Source organism: Algoriphagus pacificus (genome assembly GCF_017254845.1).
Classification (GTDB): domain Bacteria; phylum Bacteroidota; class Bacteroidia; order Cytophagales; family Cyclobacteriaceae; genus Algoriphagus; species Algoriphagus pacificus.
On sequence record NZ_JAFKCU010000003.1, the window covers coordinates 458,959 to 478,494 of the forward strand.

At 40.4% G+C, this 19,536-nt stretch carries 14 protein-coding genes; 6 read left to right on the forward strand and 8 right to left on the reverse strand.

The annotated features are described in order from the left end of the window. Nucleotides 1–118 precede the first annotated feature (118 nt). Nucleotides 119–580, reverse strand: coding sequence for an IS200/IS605 family transposase (tnpA, locus tag J0A69_RS14495; RefSeq protein WP_206587326.1), 462 nt, complete (start codon nucleotides 578–580; stop codon nucleotides 119–121). Nucleotides 581–643: 63 nt separating this feature from the next. Then, a complete protein-coding gene (gene smc / locus J0A69_RS14500) occupies nucleotides 644–4,183 on the reverse strand; it encodes a chromosome segregation protein SMC (RefSeq protein WP_206587327.1) in 3,540 nt (1,179 codons plus the stop codon). A 683-nt stretch (nucleotides 4,184–4,866) separates the two neighbouring features. On the opposite strand from smc, the gene J0A69_RS14505 reads away from it, so the two are divergent. Beyond that, the gene (locus tag J0A69_RS14505; protein WP_206587328.1) at nucleotides 4,867–5,364 is read left to right on the forward strand and encodes a hypothetical protein; all 498 of its coding nucleotides are present in this window, start codon (nucleotides 4,867–4,869) and stop codon (nucleotides 5,362–5,364) included. A gap of 84 nt (nucleotides 5,365–5,448) precedes the next feature. Then, nucleotides 5,449–5,961 (forward strand): QcrA and Rieske domain-containing protein, encoded by a 513-nt coding sequence (locus J0A69_RS14510; RefSeq protein ID WP_206587329.1) that lies wholly within the window; start codon nucleotides 5,449–5,451, stop codon nucleotides 5,959–5,961. A gap of 3 nt (nucleotides 5,962–5,964) precedes the next feature. On the opposite strand, the gene J0A69_RS14515 is transcribed toward J0A69_RS14510, so the two are convergent. Further along, complete coding sequence (locus J0A69_RS14515; protein WP_206587330.1) at nucleotides 5,965–7,566, reverse strand: ArnT family glycosyltransferase; 1,602 nt, start codon at nucleotides 7,564–7,566, stop codon at nucleotides 5,965–5,967. A gap of 235 nt (nucleotides 7,567–7,801) precedes the next feature. Here J0A69_RS14515 and J0A69_RS14520 point away from each other — a divergent pair, with 235 nt between their 5' ends. The 3 genes from J0A69_RS14520 to J0A69_RS14530 all read left to right on the forward strand — a co-directional run bounded on the left by J0A69_RS14520 (nucleotide 7,802) and on the right by J0A69_RS14530 (nucleotide 11,006). Next, nucleotides 7,802–8,173: an endonuclease domain-containing protein gene (locus tag J0A69_RS14520; RefSeq protein WP_236032883.1), complete on the forward strand. Its 372-nt coding sequence runs from the start codon at nucleotides 7,802–7,804 to the stop codon at nucleotides 8,171–8,173. 253 nt (nucleotides 8,174–8,426) lie between these two features. Further along, on the forward strand, nucleotides 8,427–9,338 hold the full coding sequence (locus J0A69_RS14525) for a helix-turn-helix transcriptional regulator (RefSeq protein WP_206587332.1): 912 nt from the start codon (nucleotides 8,427–8,429) through the stop codon (nucleotides 9,336–9,338). Between the two features lie 102 nt (nucleotides 9,339–9,440). Then, nucleotides 9,441–11,006, forward strand: coding sequence for a S8 family peptidase (locus J0A69_RS14530; RefSeq protein WP_206587333.1), 1,566 nt, complete (start codon nucleotides 9,441–9,443; stop codon nucleotides 11,004–11,006). 175 nt (nucleotides 11,007–11,181) lie between these two features. On the opposite strand, the gene J0A69_RS14535 is transcribed toward J0A69_RS14530, so the two are convergent. The 5 genes from J0A69_RS14535 to J0A69_RS14555 form a co-directional block, all read right to left on the reverse strand. After that, nucleotides 11,182–13,287 (reverse strand): M28 family peptidase, encoded by a 2,106-nt coding sequence (locus J0A69_RS14535; RefSeq protein WP_206587334.1) that lies wholly within the window; start codon nucleotides 13,285–13,287, stop codon nucleotides 11,182–11,184. Continuing rightward, nucleotides 13,280–14,443, reverse strand: coding sequence for a C40 family peptidase (locus J0A69_RS14540; protein ID WP_206587335.1), 1,164 nt, complete (start codon nucleotides 14,441–14,443; stop codon nucleotides 13,280–13,282). The genes J0A69_RS14535 and J0A69_RS14540 overlap by 8 nt, the downstream gene beginning before the upstream one ends. An 88-nt stretch (nucleotides 14,444–14,531) precedes the next feature. After that, nucleotides 14,532–15,833: an amidohydrolase family protein gene (locus J0A69_RS14545; RefSeq protein WP_206587336.1), complete on the reverse strand. Its 1,302-nt coding sequence runs from the start codon at nucleotides 15,831–15,833 to the stop codon at nucleotides 14,532–14,534. 22 nt (nucleotides 15,834–15,855) lie between these two features. Continuing rightward, a complete protein-coding gene (locus tag J0A69_RS14550; protein WP_206587337.1) occupies nucleotides 15,856–17,241 on the reverse strand; it encodes an amidohydrolase in 1,386 nt (461 codons plus the stop codon). A gap of 4 nt (nucleotides 17,242–17,245) precedes the next feature. Further along, entirely contained in the window at nucleotides 17,246–18,946 is a 1,701-nt protein-coding gene (locus J0A69_RS14555; protein ID WP_236032885.1) for an amidohydrolase family protein, read from the reverse strand. A 228-nt stretch (nucleotides 18,947–19,174) separates the two neighbouring features. Here J0A69_RS14555 and J0A69_RS14560 point away from each other — a divergent pair, with 228 nt between their 5' ends. Continuing rightward, nucleotides 19,175–19,534: a response regulator transcription factor gene (locus J0A69_RS14560; protein ID WP_206587338.1), complete on the forward strand. Its 360-nt coding sequence runs from the start codon at nucleotides 19,175–19,177 to the stop codon at nucleotides 19,532–19,534. Nucleotides 19,535–19,536 lie beyond the last annotated feature (2 nt).

Consider the following 19,536-nt stretch of genomic DNA (forward strand, 5'->3'; position numbering starts at 1 on the left):
AGCGGGGTCGCACCTCCTAGAATTGACATTAGCTATAAACATTGGACCCATTCTGGGTCTTTTTGGTCGAAACTATTTTATTGATTCAATGCGATAATTATCACACCTATTCTGAACATTATTCGATCCACTCAAACAAATATTCCTCCTTGTGATCGATTTGGAAATAGGATAAAAATTCTTTGTACTCCTCTCGAAATGATTTTTTTCGATGATGTTCCTTCTGCTTTTGGATATATGCAATCACATTATTCAACGATGATTGGGAATAGGAAAATGCACCATACCCTTCTTGCCATTGAAATTTGATTTTATTTGGAACTTTACCATTTACCCAATCATTGGTGGATTTTTTAATTTCTCTTACCAAATCCGATAAACAACAATTAGGCTTCATGCCTATTAGAAAATGGATGTGATCAGGCATTCCATTTATGGCGAGCATTTTCTGACCTTTATTAGAAACTATTCCAGTGATGTATCGATACAATTCCTCCTCTAAACTTTCAGAAATTAGAGAATTTCGCCCTTTAACTGCGAATACAATCTGAATATATATTTGTGAAAAAGTACCAGCCATATTTCTAAAAAATCTAAAGTTCGAAAAAATCAAAAATTCCTTATTTACAATATCCTTTTACATTTAAGCCAACTCCCTTAAATCCACTGGAACCACTCTTGAAACTCCTGCTTCAATCATCGTAATACCATAGATAATATCTGTGCTGGCCATGGTTCGCTTATTATGGGTGACAATAATAAACTGGGACTCTCCGCTAAAGCGCTGGATAATCTGGTTGAACTTATCAATATTGGCATCATCCAGCGGCGCATCCACCTCATCAAAAATACAGAAAGGCGCAGGCTTCAGCAGGTAGATCGAAAAGAGTAGGGAAGTGGCTGTCAAGGTCTTTTCCCCTCCGGAAAGCTGATTGATAGTCAATGGTCGCTTGCCCTTTGGCTTAGCCATAATCTCGATAGCAGATTCCAGCGGATTATCAGGATCCACCAAGGTTAGATCGCAATCATCCTGCTCGGTAAAGAGGGAACGGAAGACCTTGATAAAGTTCTCCTTGATCTTTGCAAAAGCTTCCAAGAAGGTTTCTTTGGCCACCTGATCGATTTCTTTGATCGTACTCAGCAAGGATTCCTTGGCTTTGATCAAATCGTCTTTTTGTGTGGTGATAAAATCATAGCGAACCTTGATCTCATCATAAGCCTCCATTGCCATCGGGTTGATCGGCCCGATTTTCTCCAATTTATCTTTTTGCTTGCGCACCAGCTCCCGTAAATCATCCTCTTTGAAGTCCTGAAACTCCTCATCCAGATTTGGATTTTCCTCCATCAACTGATCCAGATCCAGTTCGAATTCCACCGAGAGACGTTCCTTCATCCCGGTCATTTTCAACTTGGTCTCATTGATGCTGTTTTGCAGTTCATGCAAGAGTTCATCATGCATTTCCTTGCTCTTCTGCAGGCTGCGGATCTTTTGATCTGTTTCATCGATCAATCCACGGGATGAATAATATTCTTTCTCCGCTTCCTGAACGCCCTTTTCTATGCCTTCCTTCTCTGCATAAAGCTCGATTAATTCATCGTCTTTGACCTCGTTGTTTTCCAACAAGGACTTGATTTCTGTATCCAGGTTGCTGAGTTCGGCCTGAGACTTCTCGATTCTTTCCTTCGAACTCTCATAAGCATTTTGCTTGAACTCGATCTCCTGATCCAGGCTATTAACGCGATTGAGTTGCTGATGGTACAGGATATTTTCCTGGTTGAAAGCCTGGGACTTTTCAGAAAGCTTGGCAGATTCCTCTTCCAAAGTTTCATTAAGTACTTCCAGATCTTCATGAGCGGATTCGTATTCTGCTTTCTCCTCAAAAAGTCTTGGTTGAATCTCAGTCAGACTTTCCTCCAAGCTGGCAATTCTATCTAAAATATCCTCCCGCTTGTTGGCATTACTGCTGAGAAGTTCAGCCAGCTGTTCCTTTTTCGTGCGGACAGATACATAGTTCTGATTGATCTCGTTGATCTGTTTTTGACTTTCTTCCAAGGCCTTTTTATAGCTGACTTCCTTTAACTTCATTAGATCCGAAAGCTTCTGATCCAGGTTGTTTCGGGTGGCAGAAACCTTCTTATTAAGGTCTTTGATCTCCTTGTCAAGCTTCTCCAGATTCTTAGCCCTACCGATTCTTTTTCCTTCGAAAAGTCCCACAGAACCACCGGAAAGGCTGAATTTACGCTTGGTGAATTTGCCGCTTTCCGAAATGAAGATGGATTCGTTATCCTCTGGAAAGTCCTTATGATCTCCCTGCACGATGTAGACATTATCCAGGATAAAGTTGATCAGACGGGAGTATTTCACGTCAAACTCGATAATTTCCGTAGCAGCAATAGCATTGGAAAAGAGTTTGGTCTGAGAAGGCTTGAAACGCTCAAAATGCTCCAGTACGAAGAAATTGGCTTTGCCTCGGGCAGTATCAGAAAGCAGGTTGATCGCAGTGATGGCCTGTAGTTCAGTCTCCACCACATAATAATTCATATAACCCTCCAAGTAATTCTCGATCGTCACCCGGTATTTTTCATCCGTGGTCAGAAGGTCGGATAGGAGTGGCACATCCTTGCCCCAGGAGTTGTTTTTCTTCAGGAATTTGATGGCTTCAGGGAAACCTTCCAGATTCTCTACAAGGGACTTGGTGAGGTTGTATTCGTTTTGCTTGGAGTCCAGCTTACGGGAAGAGGTGGTGAGTTCCTCGCGGATCATTTCGATCACACGATTGGTCTCCTCGATCTTTTGATCCAGATCCTCCTGCTTGGCTTTCATTACTTCGAAAGCTTGGGTAGCTGTATCCAATTCGGCTTTCAGTTCGATCAGCTTTTCCTCAAAATCCACCAAAGAAGCTTCTTGAGAGGAATCATCGGAAGAAGTTCTTTCCAGTTCCTGCTTCAGCGTGGAAAGCTGGATTTGCTTGATTTCCTGCTCCTTTCCGAGTTGATAAACCTTTTCCTTCAGTTGCTCAAAGGAAGCGGTTAAAGTCTTTTGTTTGAGTTGATGCTCCGAATGAACCTGCTTTTGACTTTCGTAGGCATCCCGAAGTTCACCGACGATCAGTTCCTTTTCTGCCAACATTTTGGCGGCAGATTCCTGCTCGTGCTTTAAGGAACGAATTGAAAAACCCGCACGATCATTGGATTTACGATCAGCATCGATTTGCTCACGAAGCTTTTGGGAACGATCTTCCAAGAAGCGCAAACGCTCGTTTTTGATTTTCTTTTCCGACTCAAAGGTTCGGATTTTATTCACATGATCGTTGAGTGTCTTTTGGCGAGAAGCCAGAAGTTTTTCCTTTGTGATCAAGTCGGCTTTCAACTGATTTAGCAAAGCCTCCTTATCCGTCATCTGCGTTTGGATTTGCAGCTTTCGATCACTTTCCTCTTGGATCTTCTGGTTAGTAGCCAGTAGAGCAGCGGTATATTTTTCTATGCTTTTCTTGGCCAGATTGATACTGGCAACTTTGTATTCCTTCTTGATTTCGAAGTATTTGGCAGCCTGCTTAGCTTGCTTTTCCAGACTCTTCAGGTTCTTCTCGATCTCATAAAGTAGATCTTCCACTCTTGCCAAATCCCCATCTGTATCCTCAAGCTTTCGCAGGGTTTCTTTCTTGCGGTTTTTGAATTTGGAGATACCTGCTGCTTCTTCGAAAAGATCCCTTCTGGAGTTGTTTTTATCATTCAGCAACTCGTCAATCATCTTGAGTTCGATGATGGCGTAGGAGTTGGAATTGATCCCCGTATCCATAAAGAGGTTGGTGATATCCTTCAGACGGCAGGTGACTCCATTGATTTGGTATTCACTTTCTCCCGAGCGATAGTAGCGACGGGTGATGGTAACATGGGTGTATTCAGTAGGAAGGAGGTTTTTGGTGTTTTCGAAAGTAAGGGAAACCTCGGCCAGATTGGATGGTTTACGGTTTTTGGTACCGTTGAAAATCACGTTTTCCATCTTGTCCGAGCGGAGCATCCGGGTTTTCTGTTCACCCAAAACCCAGCGGATTGCATCGACGACATTGGACTTACCGCAACCATTTGGACCGACCACACCTGTGATTCCTTTGTCAAAATGAATCACCATTTTATCCCCAAAACTCTTAAACCCTTTGATCTCCAGCTTACTGAGCAGCATTCTATTTTGTTAATCTGAAATAAGGAACAAAATAAGATCATTTGGCAGATTGTCCAAGGATTTGCACAATCTAAGGGCATTAAAATTGAAGAGTAACTAATTCAATTGAATTCAAATTATTCTAATTAGAGAAGTATTGTTTTTTGAAGGTGCGGGAGGAGGACACAGCAGCGAGGTGTGCGTGAGGTAAGTGCGGATGTAGCTTTGCTGTGTCTTGATTTTTTGGTCCTTTTGTATCAAGACAAAAGGACATGAAATAAAATTAAACAAAGGCATTATCTATCTAATGATCTTTATTTATCTGTCACTTTTGAAACCAAAAGTAACCAAAAGTTTTCTCCCTAAACTCTCCTTCAAATCGGCCAGGTATTTGGGTTGAAATTTCATTCCGTTTCGATTTGATTTTTTCACTTTTGAAAATCCTAAAAATCAATGGATCCCCGAAACAAGTTCGGGGCTAATTGATTTTCTTAACGGATTTCCATGCAGTTCATAAACCGGATAGTTTAAGGGAGTTACTCCAAAAAACGAATGTGATTCAATTGAAATTGAAAAATTTCTTAAACCACTTCTAGACTTCGTCTTCTCTCAGTCCGACAAAGAATCCTTAACCAACAAATTCAACAAACAACTAACAAGCTTCCAACCTCCTTCTTTTCAAAAAAATCACGTAACTTCCCTATATGGATTTAGGAAACATACTTTACCTGGTGGCAGTCATTGGATACTTCATTTACCAAATGACCAAAAAGAAAAATCCTGTTGATGCTGATCAATCAGGGGATCTACCGGAGCAGAAAAAGGAGCGTCCTGTGACTTTTGAAGACCTGATGCGGGAAATCCGTGAAGCGCAGAAGCCTCAAAAACCAAGAGCTCAGCCACTTCCTCCTAAGCCTGAACCAATCAAAGAAGAGTATACGCGCCCAGATCCGGTTTTTCAGAGAAGATCAGAAAAGCGGGATGATGATGAGATTTCATATTATGATGGAGCATATGAAAAAGCCAAAACAGCTGCAGAAAAGGCTGTTCCGATTTCTGAATTGGAGTTTACCGATATCGGTCTAAAAGCTTATGGAAAGCGGGAAGTTCAGGAAAACCGCTATGCAAAATTGATGAAGGATCCGCAGTCTGTGAAAGATGCTATTGTGCTTTCTGAAATCCTCAATAGGAAGCATTTTTAAGAGAATTGGATTTTTTTCCAATTCTTTGCATCCAATAGATTCCTTTCTTTCGTATTTCTTTTTAACCTACTTAATTACAGAGCCATGACAAATTTTTCATCTATCCAATCTGGAAAACTCACTAAATCTAGAAGAGAATTTATTGAGAGAGCTGGTGTATCAGTTGCCCTTTCTGTATTCGGAATTGGCTTTTTTACTTCCTGTGCTAACTCATCAGAAGACATGCAGCCCACTGGATCTAGCGGTACTCCTACAGTGCCATCAGGTGGCGGAGGAACCGGTATTGTGGTTTCGGGTTCAACGATTACAATTGACCTAAGTATTCAGACTAGCTTGAATGCAAGTGGGGGATGGCTTTTGATTACTGGAGGAAAAACATTGGTGTCCAAAGTCGGATCTGGCTTTGTGGCCTTAACCTCAGTATGTACCCATTCTGGTTGTGATACGAATTGGAGTTTTTCGAATTCCGTTTACAACTGCTCCTGTCATGGATCTAAATTTGATTCCCAAGGAAATGTGATTCAAGGACCGGCAACTCAGCCTTTGAAAGCTTATTCTACTTCAGTATCAGGAAATACTCTAACAATTACTAAATAGGTATTAAGGTAGGTGAAAATGCCGAATCCAAAGGTTGCCAGTCTCTATTTCTGAATCCAATACATAGTTATTTTTCTTCAACCATGTTTCCAGACGATCCACGTCTTCCTGTTCTTTTGGATAGGCATGTTGATAGTATTGGTAAATCAAAATAGTCAGTTGCTCAGGCAAATCTTGATTCATTTCATAGATTGATTCTATTGGTACTAATTGATCTTGATACCGTTTTGGATCTCCGCTTTCATCGTATGGTAAAATAACTTCCCTTGAAAAATGAATAAAGTTATTCGTTAGGATAGGTCCCTGTCTTTCAGTATCATGAGTTAATTCATCGATAGTAGAAATCAAAGCCTCGTATTGTTTTAATTCCTTCTGATAATGAATGGAATAAAGCGCAGGAAAAATAAGTAAAAGAGCTAGGATAGGTATTTTCAAAGACTTTTTATCCAACCAAATCACCGACGTAAATGCCATTAGAAATACGACTTGTTTGAAGTCTCCTTGAAACACTGAGATTAGTGACCCTGCTAAAATCAAGATTGATAAGTTGATTTTCCATTTTCTAGAGCTAGCCCAAACATTCCATCCTATTGAAATCAGAAAAGACAAAATTGGAATTAAAATAATGAGATGTCTCGGATTCAGGTAAATAGGATTATAGAACTCCAGCGTGGAACTCATAAACCAAAAGCCTAGCAAAAGCAATAAAAAAGCCAAAGAAAACTCAAAAACAGGAGCCTCCTTTGACTTGAATCCTTCATAAATACCTGGAATTGCAAAAACCATCCATGGCCAATAGACACGTTCCACGAAGGTGATTAAAGGTGTAATTGTCAATCGCTTTAGAATTGACCAAATGCCTTTGTCAGCATAAGTGAATTCCGAGATATAATGCCCAGCATTAATAGATGTGACCCTATAAAGCGGATCTCCAAATTGGATCCAGAAATAGCCTAAATAAAGCAAGCTGAAAATAAGTCCTGTTGCCAAAATACTGTAATAAAAAATTGGATTGAGGGATCTGTTTTTCCAGTCCCAGAGAAATAAAAGAATTGGGAATGGAGCCAAAAAGATGATAGTTTCCTTTGTTAGAAATCCCCCAAAAAGTGCCAAAACGAGAATTATACCTGACATAAAAGGCCTGTGTTGACGGAAATTTGCTGCAAAAGGGACTAAAGTAACCCAAAATACCAAGGGAGCATCGGGATAAACTTTTGTGATAAAATGCATGAAATAAACCTGTGTGCTAAACCAGAGCACCAATATCCAAGGGGAACAGGAATTAGGCAGGATTTTGTAAAGCAGGACCAGACTAAGGAGGTAACAAACTGCTGAAAATCCTGCGATTACATGGGGATTGAAGCCGAATAGGTATCCAAAAAAACCTGAAGGAACATAGGCTCCCCATCGACTGGAGAAGTGATAGGAATTCACTTCCATGGTTCCTTGCCAGAAGCTTTTTCCGGCAAGCAAATAATAGACATCATCGCTGAAAGTGATTCCGTCAAAGCCAAAAACCCAGAACAAAACCAAAAAAAACATACCTGCTATCAGGGCATTTTTAGAATGAGGTTTATGTCGAATAGATGATAAATGGGTTTTCATGTAGTAGGTAAAAATAGGTAATTTTAAATCCTCTTAACCCTCTTTTGTCTTCAATACTTATCAGCGAGGGAGTTGGTTTTTCAATACAGATAGGATCTTTGGTAAAAGGTATTTCTAAAGAATCTTAAAAATGATTTTATTAAGCACAATCGATTCCCCCTTTACAAAGGGGGCAGGGGGATTTTTCAAAATTTTCTAAATATTAAGTATGTATTTTTTACCCTATAACCGCTCTTTGAAGGAATATTCTAGAGAATTAAGATCTCATTCAACTTTATCGGAAATTTTACTTTGGCAAAAGCTAAATGCTAAACAGTTTCGAGGTTATACTTTTAATAGACAAAAGCCAATAGGAAATTACATAGTAGACTTTTTTTGCAAAAAATTAGACTTAGTGATTGAAATAGATGGTAGTTCCCATTTTGAAGATGATAAAATCATAAAGGATGAAGAAAGACAGATGATTTTGGAGAAAATGGGACTTAGTTTTTTTAGAGTTTTGGACAATGAAGTTAAAAGGCAAATGCCTTTTGTATTAAATTCTTTAAATGAAGTAATTAATCTGATAGAAGATCAAAAAGGGATAGAAAGGACAAAATTCAAATGAGATTTAATCCCCCTTGCCCCCTTTTAAAAGGGGGAGTTGGTTTTACTTTCAAAAATGGATCTCTAGAAAAAAGTAAAATCTAAGAATCCCAGGATTGTTTTTTTTAATAGACTCACACTTCTGAAAATTTGTATTTGGTCTTTTGGAGGATCATGTATACTAAGCAAGGGGAATTAATGAAAATGACAATAACCGTCAAAAACTTTTCTGTCAACTTCTCTTTCTTTAGCTTTAAACTCTAATTTTTGATGGTATGGCTCAAGCAGGAAAAATCGAACAACAAAAGATCTTACGGGTTTTTAAACTCATCAATTTACTTCAGGGAAATATCGGTAAACCAGTTCATAGGCTTGCTGAGCTTTTGGAAACTGACGAACGCACGATTTACCGATATTTTAAGCTGTTGGAAGCTTTGGGTTTTGAAGTGGTTAAGGAGTTTAGCAAATACAAAATCCAGCAAAGACCTGGCACTGATCAAACCCTGAGTTATGGGACTTTTTCACAGGAAGAAAGCCAATGGTTGAAATCCATGATTGAGAGTCAAGGAAAGGGAAATCTACTTCATGACTCTATCCTTCAAAAACTTCAAGTTCGCTCAGAAGTAAAAAAAGGCTCCGATCAGCTATTTAAAGCAAATTTGGGGAGGTTTGTCGATGAACTGGGTAAAGGTATTCAAGATAAAAAGCAGGTTTGGCTAAAGGAGTATTACTCGCTAAGCAGTGATACTACCAGTGATCGATTGGTGGAGCCGGTAGCTTTTTCGGCCAATTATGAATCCATCCATGCCTTTGAGCCGGAAAGTAAAACTATGAAGGTTTTCAAAATCGAACGGATAGGGGAAGTGGTGCTATCTTCTTTGCCATGGAAATTCGAATCCAAACATCAGCTTCCGGGTACCCAACTTTTTGGTTTCACAGGGAAAAGTAGATTCAAAGTAAAATTAAAACTCTCCAAAAAAGCCTATCAGCTGATGATGGAAGAGCATCCAAATGCCCGACCTTTTATGGAAATCAAAAACCGAAACCAATACTATTTTCAGGGTGAAGTTCCTCAGCTTCCAGGATTAGCCCGCTTTATTTTGGGTCTGCCAGGAGAGATCAAAATCGAAGAAGGAGAGGAGCTAAAGTCCTATATCGCTGAGCAATTAAAAAGAGCTGAATTTTGAGGCTTAAGAGATTTTAGTCTTCTGATTTTTTAAAGATAGAGAAAGGTTTAAGTAATATTTTTTTTAACTTATTGATAATCAAATAACCTAAACTTTTTTCAAATGATTAAACTACAAAAAATGACATTAGGGCTACTTTTTTTAGCCCTAGGTACTTTTTCCTGTAAGCAGGAAGAAACGCCATTGGTTCCTCAGGCAACTCTAGAGGAAGAGCAACAAAAATTAATTCCAAGTAATGAAATTGATCAATTGATTCTCCAGTCTTTGAGAGAAACAGGAGATTTTCTTTGGATGGGGCAGAGTGATCAAGTCATTTGGTCAGCTTTGATGCAAAGTGATTCGGTGCTGACTATTGGTTATAGCCCGGCAAATTTGGAAACTCCCAATGCAAGAATTGGGATTGAATCGGTTCAAGATCCTGTTTGGCAAGCTTCTGCTCAGAAGATCTTGGGAATGATTACCGAAACAGTGGAACGATCTGGTGGGTCTCAGTTGAGATTGGGAAATGAACTCGCTGAAATCCATGCCGATCTGCCTTATCTGGAAGTCAAGGTAAACAGTTTGGAAGTACTTCAGAACCTGAGGAGTATGCCAGAGGTTCGATACTTTGAGCCTTTGAGCTATGAGTTTGATTACTCATTATTGAACCAAGGGCAGAATGCCAGATATTTTTCAGATTCTGGTTGCTCGAATGATCCGGAAGCCAATCTTTCTACTAATGATTACTCCGTGATTTCTCCAAATGCAAAAGCCTCTTGGAATTATGCGCAAATGGGTATTTCCCAAGCTTGGTCCCAGAGTACCGGAGATAATATCACTGTGGGACTGATTGATACAGGAGTAAGTCCTAATCAACAGCTATTGGGTAGTGGATTTCAAAGCGGAGAGTCTACTAGCCGATCCATTTCAAAATTTGGAACCTACCAGACTGGGTATTGGTGGTGGAAGAAATATGACGGACCTAATGATCAATGTGGTCATGGAACAGCCATGGCGGGTGTAATTGCTTCACCTAGGAATTCTGTTGGGAATACCGTTGGAGTGGCGTATAATGCAGATTTAATATCTGTCCGTGGAACAAGTGATGTGATCGTGAATTCCGGGAATGAAAAAGACGGGGTGGCGGAAGCTTTGGTTTTATTGGGAAAAAGATCAGATGTGAAAATCATCAGCATGTCAATTGGAGATGTTTTCTCTAATTCCAAGGTGGCAGATGCTGTTCGCTATGCTTATAACAGAGGTAAATTGATTTTCGCTGCTGCTGGAACATCAACTTCTTTTACCAATTGGTATGGGGTAATTTTCCCTGCTACCATGGCAGAAACAGTTGCTGTCACTGGAGTGAAAGAAGGAAATGGATATCAGCGTTGCAATACCTGTCACTCAGGTGGAAAAGTTGATTTTACGGTCATCATGGAAAGAGGAGGAACAGAAACGAAACCATTGAGTTTGGCATTTTCTGGAAATAATCCTTCCACTGTTGGTGGTTCTTCAGTAGCCACTGCTACTGCTTCCGGCATTGCTGCTTTGCTTTGGTCCAAAAACCCAAATTGGAATAGAGAACAAATCTTGGATCGGCTGAAAACTACTTCTGATTTATATCCTAGCCGAAATTCAGAATACGGTTGGGGTAATCTAGACGCTGGAGCTGCTTTAGGGATATATTGATAAGTTCTCGACTTCGCTCGAACTGACAATGGGTTTATATCTCGCCGACGGAGTATTTCAGCGCAGCGTATTTCGCAAAGTTTGATTCAGCGAAATTGTACTTCCAATAATTTACTTTAAAACAAAAAGCCCTGAATTAAGATATAATTCAGGGCTTTTTTACTGATTGAAGCTCTTAGAGAGCCTTAGTAATCTTATCGATTTTGCTAGCTAAAGAAGAAATTGCTTTCGCATAGCGTGTATCCCATTCTTCCAGTTTTTCTGTACGGTCGATTGCAACTTCGTATTGAATACCAGGAAGGATCCAGGAAGCATATCCAGAGAAAGGATCATTACATACATACAAAGACTTGTACCATTCTCCGTAGTACATTCCTTTCGGATCGATCCAGCTTTTCTCGAGGCTTATCAATTCTTCATTGATTTTCTCCAATGTCTTTTCAGAAACAGTTCCAGCTTGCATCGCAGCGTCTAAAGCTGTTTGGTAAGCTTTCGAACTTGCCTCCAATTTTGCCAAAGCACTTTCTGCCTGATCAAATTCCTTGAAATCAGGAGCTATGGTTTTTACACTTTTCACTGCATTTTCGAAGTGCCCTTTTAAGTCCTGAGCATAGCGAGGAACATCGTAAGGAATCACATCTCCGTTTGCCAATCGCAAAGCCACCAAACCAAATACCTGAGCAACCATGCCACCCATTTTAAAGCTTGGATCTACAAACTTGCTGTAGTAGTGAAAATTATCATAGTTGGAGTGATAGGGGGTCAAACCTCCTGTGCCACCACCCAAACTTGGAACCCCCACGTGCATGTAAAAAGCAATATGGTCGGATCCACCACCTAGATTTCCCATTCTAGGTTCTTCATTTTTACCGGCCCAAACTTGGTAGACCGTTTTTGAGGAATCCGGAAAACTTACATCTTTTGCAGCTTCCATGATGATTTTCTTCAAAGTAGGAGCTGCAGATGCACCGAAGTTCCTACCATTTGCACCACCATCAAAGTTCATATATGCCACTGCGTTTGCTTTGAGCTCATCTCTCATATCTTCCACCCATTCGGTAGATCCTATGACTCCTTGTTCCTCTGCATCCCAGTGACCAATCATAATGGATCTTTCTGGAGCTTTGCCTTCCTTCACCAATTTCCCTAGGGCTTCAGACAAAGTCAATAACATGGCTGTTCCTGAATTTGGATCTGTAGCACCAAAACTCCAAGCATCAAAGTGAGCTCCTAGAATGATCCATTCGTCAGGATATTTAGAACCTTTGAAAGTACCCACCACATTGTTTGCGCGGATAAAATCAACTGGCTGATCAACCATGACACGAACTTTTAAATCCTCGCCACCTTCGATTTTATAGTCAAATTCTAATCCACCTTGCCACGCTTCTGGAACTGCCTGACCTTTCATTCTTGATAAAATTTCTTTCGCAGCTCCATAACCAATAGGAGTTACCGGAATCGTGTGAAAAGCCACGTCTTTTGGATCCAGTCTTTTTACTTTCTTATCTCCATCTAGAGGCAAAGCAGGCTCATTTGGAGTCAAAGGATCACCTGTCCAATCTAAAGTCAACATAGAACCACGTTGAATAGTGGTTTCATTGTAATAAGGTCCATCAGGATAGACCCCACCTCTGACGAAACCATTGTCTTTAGGATCTGTGTAAACTACCAGACCAATTGCTCCTGCAGCTTCTGCATACTTAGCCTTGTAGCCTCTGAAATTACCTCCATACCGAGCAATGGCAACTTTTCCGGTCAAGTCAACACCCATTTCTTTGAGCTTCGCAAAATCCTCACGTGTCCCATAATTCACATAAACCACTTCTGCTGTAACATCTCCAGAACCGGAAAATGCATTGAATCCCAAGTACAAGCGATCATCTGCAGAAAAAGGATCTTCATCGAGAATCGCTTCTTGCTGGGAAAGTGTCATCTGGACAGGAGAAACTATCTCCAAATGGGACTCTCCCGGATGATTTGGGAGGTATACATCATAAGGATACAATTTCACATCCATGCCGGCATCAGACATGACCTTCTTCATGTATTGCTGCACCAACTCATTCTCTGGAGTACCAGCAATGTGAGGGTTTTTGGTGATCTCTCTTAGGTGCTCCTTGAAGCTCCCAAAATCAACTGCCTGAAGAAATTCTTTTTCCAATGCTTGTTGCTTGGCTTGATGACTTTGGAAAAAGCCATCCTGAGCCTGGGCGGATAATGCCAAAGCTAAAGTCCCAATTAGCAGAGACTTTTTAGGGGTAAATTGAAGTTTACTCATTTGTTAAAAGTTCAGAGACGGCAATCACTCCGTCAGATTGATGGTTGATTATTCTTTTGGTTCTTAGGTAGCGATTGAGTTCGTAATCATCGTAATTTGGGCTATTTGGGTCAAAACTGGAAATTCTTACTCTTCCTCTGGAATGGATAAATTCTCCATTACCAATCCACATGCCCACATGAACGACTCTTTCTTTCTTATCTTCTGTAGCTTTTTCGCCGAAAAACAACAAGTCGCCAACTTCAAGTTTTTCCCAATTCTTTTCGGTATCAATTTCTTCTCCCTCTTTTACCTGTTGAGAGGCATCGCGAGGAATAATTTGTCCATTTAGGAAATAGATCGTTTTGGTAAAACCACTACAATCAACTCCTTTGATGGATGTGCCTCCCCAGAGATAGGGGACACCCATCATTTGTTTGGCTGTGGAAATCAGACTTTCAGGATTGGTATTCCGGGTAGCAATCCAATGCTCCCAAGTATCTAATTGATCTACTTCCACAAATCCTGATCTTCCGTCTGGAAGGCTTACTTCCAACATTTCTGATTCGTCTTTTTGTGCTACTAAAATATCTCCGGCAACTAAATCCGAAACCATTTCAGTTTTGGAAGCATCTTTCCAGACATGTCCAGTAAGTTCGGTGAAAACAACTTTGGGTAAAGTATACCAAGTTTCCAATTCTGCTTCAGTCATCTGATGAATTCCTGCTCTATCCACCCAAGCTAAATAACCGTCAGGAGTTTGCACCAAAAACCAACCATCATCTTCTTTTAGCACATTGAGGGGAGTTCCCATCAAGGCTTGAGTAGCCAATTCTGCTGAATGCTTTGGGTTACTGCGGATATTTGCCACAGAAATGGTAACAAGAGCTTTGGTTTGCTCACCTAAAGCTGCATCTGGAAGTTGATTCACGGCATTGGTAAACTCAATCCCTTTTTGATTCAGTTCGGCCACTAAATTCGCTAAACCCTCGATTTGATCAGTTTCACCTTTAAGTGAATCATTCTCAAATTTGAGGTCCCACAGAGCCACTCTTTTATCTGGAGCCAATTCAGCTCTATAATTTTCAATGAGGTTTGATACTTCTTCTTGGTTCTGGTTTTGACAGCCAAAAGCCAATGCAAAAAGAGGAAGTAAAAGGGCAATTCTATTCTTCATGCGGGAATATACAGCAAAAGAAAACCACAAGAAACCCCAACATGACTGCTGGAGTTTAATGTGGTTTAAATGGGTTTACTCGGTTAAATTAATTTGCTTTCAGGCCTGGAGATCTTTCCAAGAATTCCTGATACAATCTGATATGTCTGTTGGACAATGGGATTCTATAACCAGAGATAAATACATGCATGATTTCAGATCTGGTTTCGAAAGGGTCTTCAGTAGCCACGATCAAATTGGCAACTTTTCCAACTTCAATTGATCCATACATATCTGCTACGCCAAAGATTTCAGCTGGATTTATTGTAACAGCTTTCCAAGCTTCTTCTTTACCCATTCCATATGCAGCAGCAAAACCAGCGTGGAAAGGCAGATTTCTTACGTTTTCCTCTTCGTTGGTACGAATTGCTACTTTCACACCTGCTTTGGCTAATTTGCCTGGGTTGGAGTAAGCTGCATCGTAACGATCAGAATCACGTGTTGGAAGTTCTTGAACAGGACCAGTTACAACAGGTACTCCGGATTTAGCAATTTCATCCGCTACTCTCCAACCTTCTGCTACTCCGGATAGGATGAATTTGGCATCTTTTCCTTCGATCCATTTCAATGCATTTTGAATGTCTCCAGCAGCATTTACTTCGATTAGCAATGGAATTTCACCGGCAATTACTTTTGCCATTTGCTCCATTTCAGGATAATATTCCAGTTCAGCACCATTGGCTTTCAATTCACCGTAGGTTTTTGCCTTATCCCAGATTTCATTCGCATTTTTCAATGCTTTCTCATTATCCTTTTTGATATCATCATCAGATCTTCTGTCGAATCTTCCTCTTCTTGCGGAAGAAGGGAAGTTCATTACTACAGCTTTGAAACCAGCATACATCTGGTCCGGAGTATAACCTACCAAGTTGATCAATGCTGCAGTTCCAGGGAATAAACCTCCAGATGGAACAGTCAATACTGTAGTCACACCAGAAACCCTAGTTACAGGAATTGCTTCCGAATTTGGGTTAACCGCTGTCAAAGCCTGCATATTTGGAGTTACATTACCCACTTCTGCATAGTCAGTGGTTTCAGCTACAGAGCTAACTTCCACAAGACCCAAACGTGTACCACCATCAATCATACCTGGATAAATTACCAATCCGGTACAATCAATTACTTCCGCATCAGCAGCTGAGATACTAGTACCTACTTGTGCGATTTTTCCATTTTCTATTAAGATGGATGTATTGTTCAAAGTGCCTTTGGTTATCGTAACCACGGTTGCATTTTGAAGCAAAAACTTTCCTGTTCGAGGTTTTACAAATTCCCCGTCAATTTGGGCCATTGCCATCATTGGCAACAACGCAATCAGGAAGGCGAAAAAGGCTTTAGTCATTCTTTTCATGTCTTCTTTTGATTTTAGGGAATTAATAATTGGTGTTGAATAGGGACTTGGAGATATCTGAGAAACTCAACTCCACATCCTGTAAACATCTATGATCTTCCTGAGTCATATAAATAGGCTCCACCATTTCAGTTGGGCTAACTCGAAGTCTCTGATCATCCGCATCTTCTTTGATGTCGAAATATTTGATTCCGTCCACATAAGTCTGCTGCGGAACAGCATAAACAGAAAGTGGATGACCTTCAAAAATCACAAGATCAGCCTGCTTTCCAACTTCGATAGAACCCACTTTATCGGAGATGCCAAGTTGTTTAGCTGGGTTGATAGTAATCATAGAAAGTGCCTCATCATCTGTCATGCCACCATAACGCTGTGTTTTAGCAGCTTCATGGTATAAGTGACGGATCAACTCAGCTGAATCAGAGTTGATGGATGTGATTGCACCGTTTTTCTGCAAGATGGCCGCGTTGAAAGCTGTTGAGTAGTAAACCTCAAATTTATAAGCCCACCAATCAGCAAAAACAGAAGCACCCATGGTGTATTCCGCAATTTCCGGAGCAACTTTAAAACCTTCATTGGTATGTTGGAAAACAAGCTTCGTGATACCGAAGTCACGGGCAACATTGATAAGCATGTAGATTTCATCAGCTCTGTAAGAGTGACAATGGATGATGATTTTACCATCCAAAATATCTACTAAAGTCTGAAGTCTTTCATCATATTCTGGTGCCAGTGTAGTATTTCCTTTTTGAGAAGCAGCAGCATTGTACTCTTCCCAAGCTTTCTTGTATTGCAAGGCTTCGTTGAAACCGTTTCTCAAGATTGCTTCCACACCCATTCTGGTTCGAGGTTGAATTCCTCTTCCTCTTCCATGAACTCGAGTGGGGTTTTCACCTAGTGCAAACTTGATCGTACGAGGAGCATCTTGCATGATGATTCCTGCTGGATCTTCTGCACCCCATCTGTGCTTCAAGGTTACATTTTGACCACCGACTACGTTTGCAGATCCGTGCATTGCGTGGGAGATTGTCACTCCACCAGCCAAAGCACGATAGATTCCTACTTCAAATGGATTGACAACGTCTCTCATTCTAACCTCAGCCACAATAGGAGCAGTGGCTTCATTGACTACATCCAATGCTACGTGAGAGTGGGCATCGATGATTCCTGGAATTAGGTATTTACCAGTTGCGTCTATGGTTTCTACTCCTGAAGGAGCAGAAAGATTTTGACCTACTTTTTTGATGATTCCATCCTGTACCAAAACATCAGAGTTTTCAAGGGTACCTTTGGTCACAGTCAAAACAGTGGCATTCTTTATCAATACGCTACCTTTTGGTGTTTGAGCAGAAGCAAAGCTGAAACTCAGACCCATCAAAGCAGCAAGAAAATAATTGATCTTTTTCATGGCTTTATTTGGTTGCGATTAGGGTTGGATTAAGGGTAGCTTTGAATGGAAAAGATCCAAATTGTGCTACGGACATGGTGCCATCGAAAGATTCTCCTTCTACTTCACCTGAAACAGAAACTGTCAGGTTCATACCTCCAGCAGCTACATCGAATTTGAATGAAAGAGTCTTTCCTTCCAAACTCACATCTTTGATATCGGATTTGATTTTTCCAGAACCTGAAGGATCATCCAAGGTGATGGAACCAGTGTAATCACTTCCATCTTTTACGATTTCCAAAACACCCCCAGAGCTTCCAGCCGGAGTTTCAGAAGTATAATCCCAAGTACCTGCTACTTTCACGTCGCCAGTCGCAGATACATCAGAACTACCTTTTTTCTTTTTTGCTTTGGTTTCGTAATCAAAAATATAACCGTCAACCACCACATGCTTGATCTGGCTATCCTCAGCAAACAAAGAATCTGTGCTGATCACCATATTAGCTAACTTTCCTTTTTCGATTGTTCCAGCGATTCTGCTGATTCCTAAAATTGAAGCAGTATTGGTTGTCAATGCAGCTAGTGCAGCATCTTCACTCAATCCATTTTCAATCATGGTATTGATTGCTTTCATCACATCACCAGCTTTCACACCAACAGTAGTGAAACCAAATGCAACACCAGCGTCTTCCAATAGAGCAGCTTGTTTCAGCGCATTTTCGTAAGCTTCCTTAACTCTTGAATATTGAGCTTTAGCAGATTCAGAAGCATCATCTTTCTGAGCTTTGATAGCTTTATCATCTGGCACTTCCAAGCTGATCAAAACCGGCACGTTGGCAGCTTTGATTACATCAACTACAGTCGCATAATCATCCAATCCTGTCAGAATCAATTTGAAACCTAGTTCTTTCTGAAGGGCCAAAGCTCTTCTCACTTCCAATTCGGAAGTAGCAGTATACATAACAGGAATCTGACCGTCAATTACTTCCATCATGGCATCGTAAGTAGGAGTGACCTCTGGTCTACTTACTCCGGAAGTTGATTGAAACAGGCCGCTATTTTTCTGAGTCAGTTTTGTGTTTTGATAAATGTCTCTGAATTTAGCCATCACACCTACCGCAGTTCCAGGATACATTCCTCTCGCTCCACGGAAACTAGCTGCCAAAGCAGTATTTGACTTTAATACGTTGGTTGAATATTCGGATCCCAATAAGACAATGGCTGATTTACCAGCAATCATACCGCCATCCGGTACAATCTGGGCGATTGTAAATCCAGCTTTTCTTAAATCCTCAACTTGACTTGCAGCTCCGGAAAACTGGTCGGTAGCAGATCTCCAAGGAGTAATCCCTGCGAATTCATCTCCTGGCTTAGAGGAATCAAAGTCTTGAGGTCTTTCTGGATCAGCAGGTCTTGTAATCCCTGCATCCGTGCCTCCTGTGATAAATCCAGGATAAATGAAAAGAGAATCACCGGCTATTACCTGGGCCTCTTTTGGTAGGTTAAGACTTGCACCTACTCCCTGAATGACTCCATCTTTGATCAAGACGGTAGCTTTCGTACCCGCTTTTCCAGGCGCAGTGAAAACTGTTGCGTTCGTAATGGCATATTGACTGGTTACGCGTTTCTTGCCACTTGGATCACTTTGAGCCCAAAGCGAATTGTTGACAATCAACCCAGTAAGCAATAAGCCAAGAACACTTGCTTTCAGTAGTGTTTTTTTCATATTGATTGATGGTTAAACTTATGTAGCAAGCTAATAAAAGGGTTTACAGAATCCTTTTAGAATTATTTTTTCATGTTATTTTTTTGATCAGTGGTGTTGAATAAGTGTCGAAATACCAATTTGATATATTAAAATACAGTACCTAGATTAAAATTTTACTTGATTGGTAAATCTGTATTGTAATTAGTTATAGTATATTAACTTTATGCACGAGTTCACCCTTGTATTATGAAAAAAATCCTGATTATCGAGGATGATTTATTGATTTCTAGCCTAGTACAGTTTCGTCTAAAAAAGGATGGGTATGAAACCCATTTGGTAAAAGATGGAAATGAAGGAACGAAAGCTATTGATTCATTTGATCCTGATTTAATTATTACCGATGTAATGATGCCATTTAAAAGTGGAATTGAGATCATTCATTATGCCCGTAAGACAAAACCGGATACACCTATTATTGTCTTGAGTTCTTTAGGAGAAGAAGAGAAAGTTGTTTTGGAAGCTTTCAATCTAGGAGTAGCAGATTTTATTCCCAAGCCATTCAATCCTAACGAATTGGCAATTAGAGTTAAACGCGTTTTGAGGTAATT

Bases quoted from the DNA above. Each gene is read 5' to 3' on its own strand.
- tnpA (WP_206587326.1), bottom strand. From the start codon at position 580: ATGGCTGGTACTTTTTCACAAATATATATTCAGATTGTATTCGCAGTT.
- smc (WP_206587327.1), bottom strand. From the start codon at position 4,183: ATGCTGCTCAGTAAGCTGGAGATCAAAGGGTTTAAGAGTTTTGGGGAT.
- J0A69_RS14505 (WP_206587328.1), top strand. From the start codon at position 4,867: ATGGATTTAGGAAACATACTTTACCTGGTGGCAGTCATTGGATACTTC.
- J0A69_RS14510 (WP_206587329.1), top strand. From the start codon at position 5,449: ATGACAAATTTTTCATCTATCCAATCTGGAAAACTCACTAAATCTAGA.
- J0A69_RS14515 (WP_206587330.1), bottom strand. From the start codon at position 7,566: ATGAAAACCCATTTATCATCTATTCGACATAAACCTCATTCTAAAAAT.
- J0A69_RS14525 (WP_206587332.1), top strand. From the start codon at position 8,427: ATGGCTCAAGCAGGAAAAATCGAACAACAAAAGATCTTACGGGTTTTT.
- J0A69_RS14530 (WP_206587333.1), top strand. From the start codon at position 9,441: ATGATTAAACTACAAAAAATGACATTAGGGCTACTTTTTTTAGCCCTA.
- J0A69_RS14535 (WP_206587334.1), bottom strand. From the start codon at position 13,287: ATGAGTAAACTTCAATTTACCCCTAAAAAGTCTCTGCTAATTGGGACT.
- J0A69_RS14540 (WP_206587335.1), bottom strand. From the start codon at position 14,443: ATGAAGAATAGAATTGCCCTTTTACTTCCTCTTTTTGCATTGGCTTTT.
- J0A69_RS14545 (WP_206587336.1), bottom strand. From the start codon at position 15,833: ATGAAAAGAATGACTAAAGCCTTTTTCGCCTTCCTGATTGCGTTGTTG.
- J0A69_RS14550 (WP_206587337.1), bottom strand. From the start codon at position 17,241: ATGAAAAAGATCAATTATTTTCTTGCTGCTTTGATGGGTCTGAGTTTC.
- J0A69_RS14555 (WP_236032885.1), bottom strand. From the start codon at position 18,946: ATGAAAAAAACACTACTGAAAGCAAGTGTTCTTGGCTTATTGCTTACT.
- J0A69_RS14560 (WP_206587338.1), top strand. From the start codon at position 19,175: ATGAAAAAAATCCTGATTATCGAGGATGATTTATTGATTTCTAGCCTA.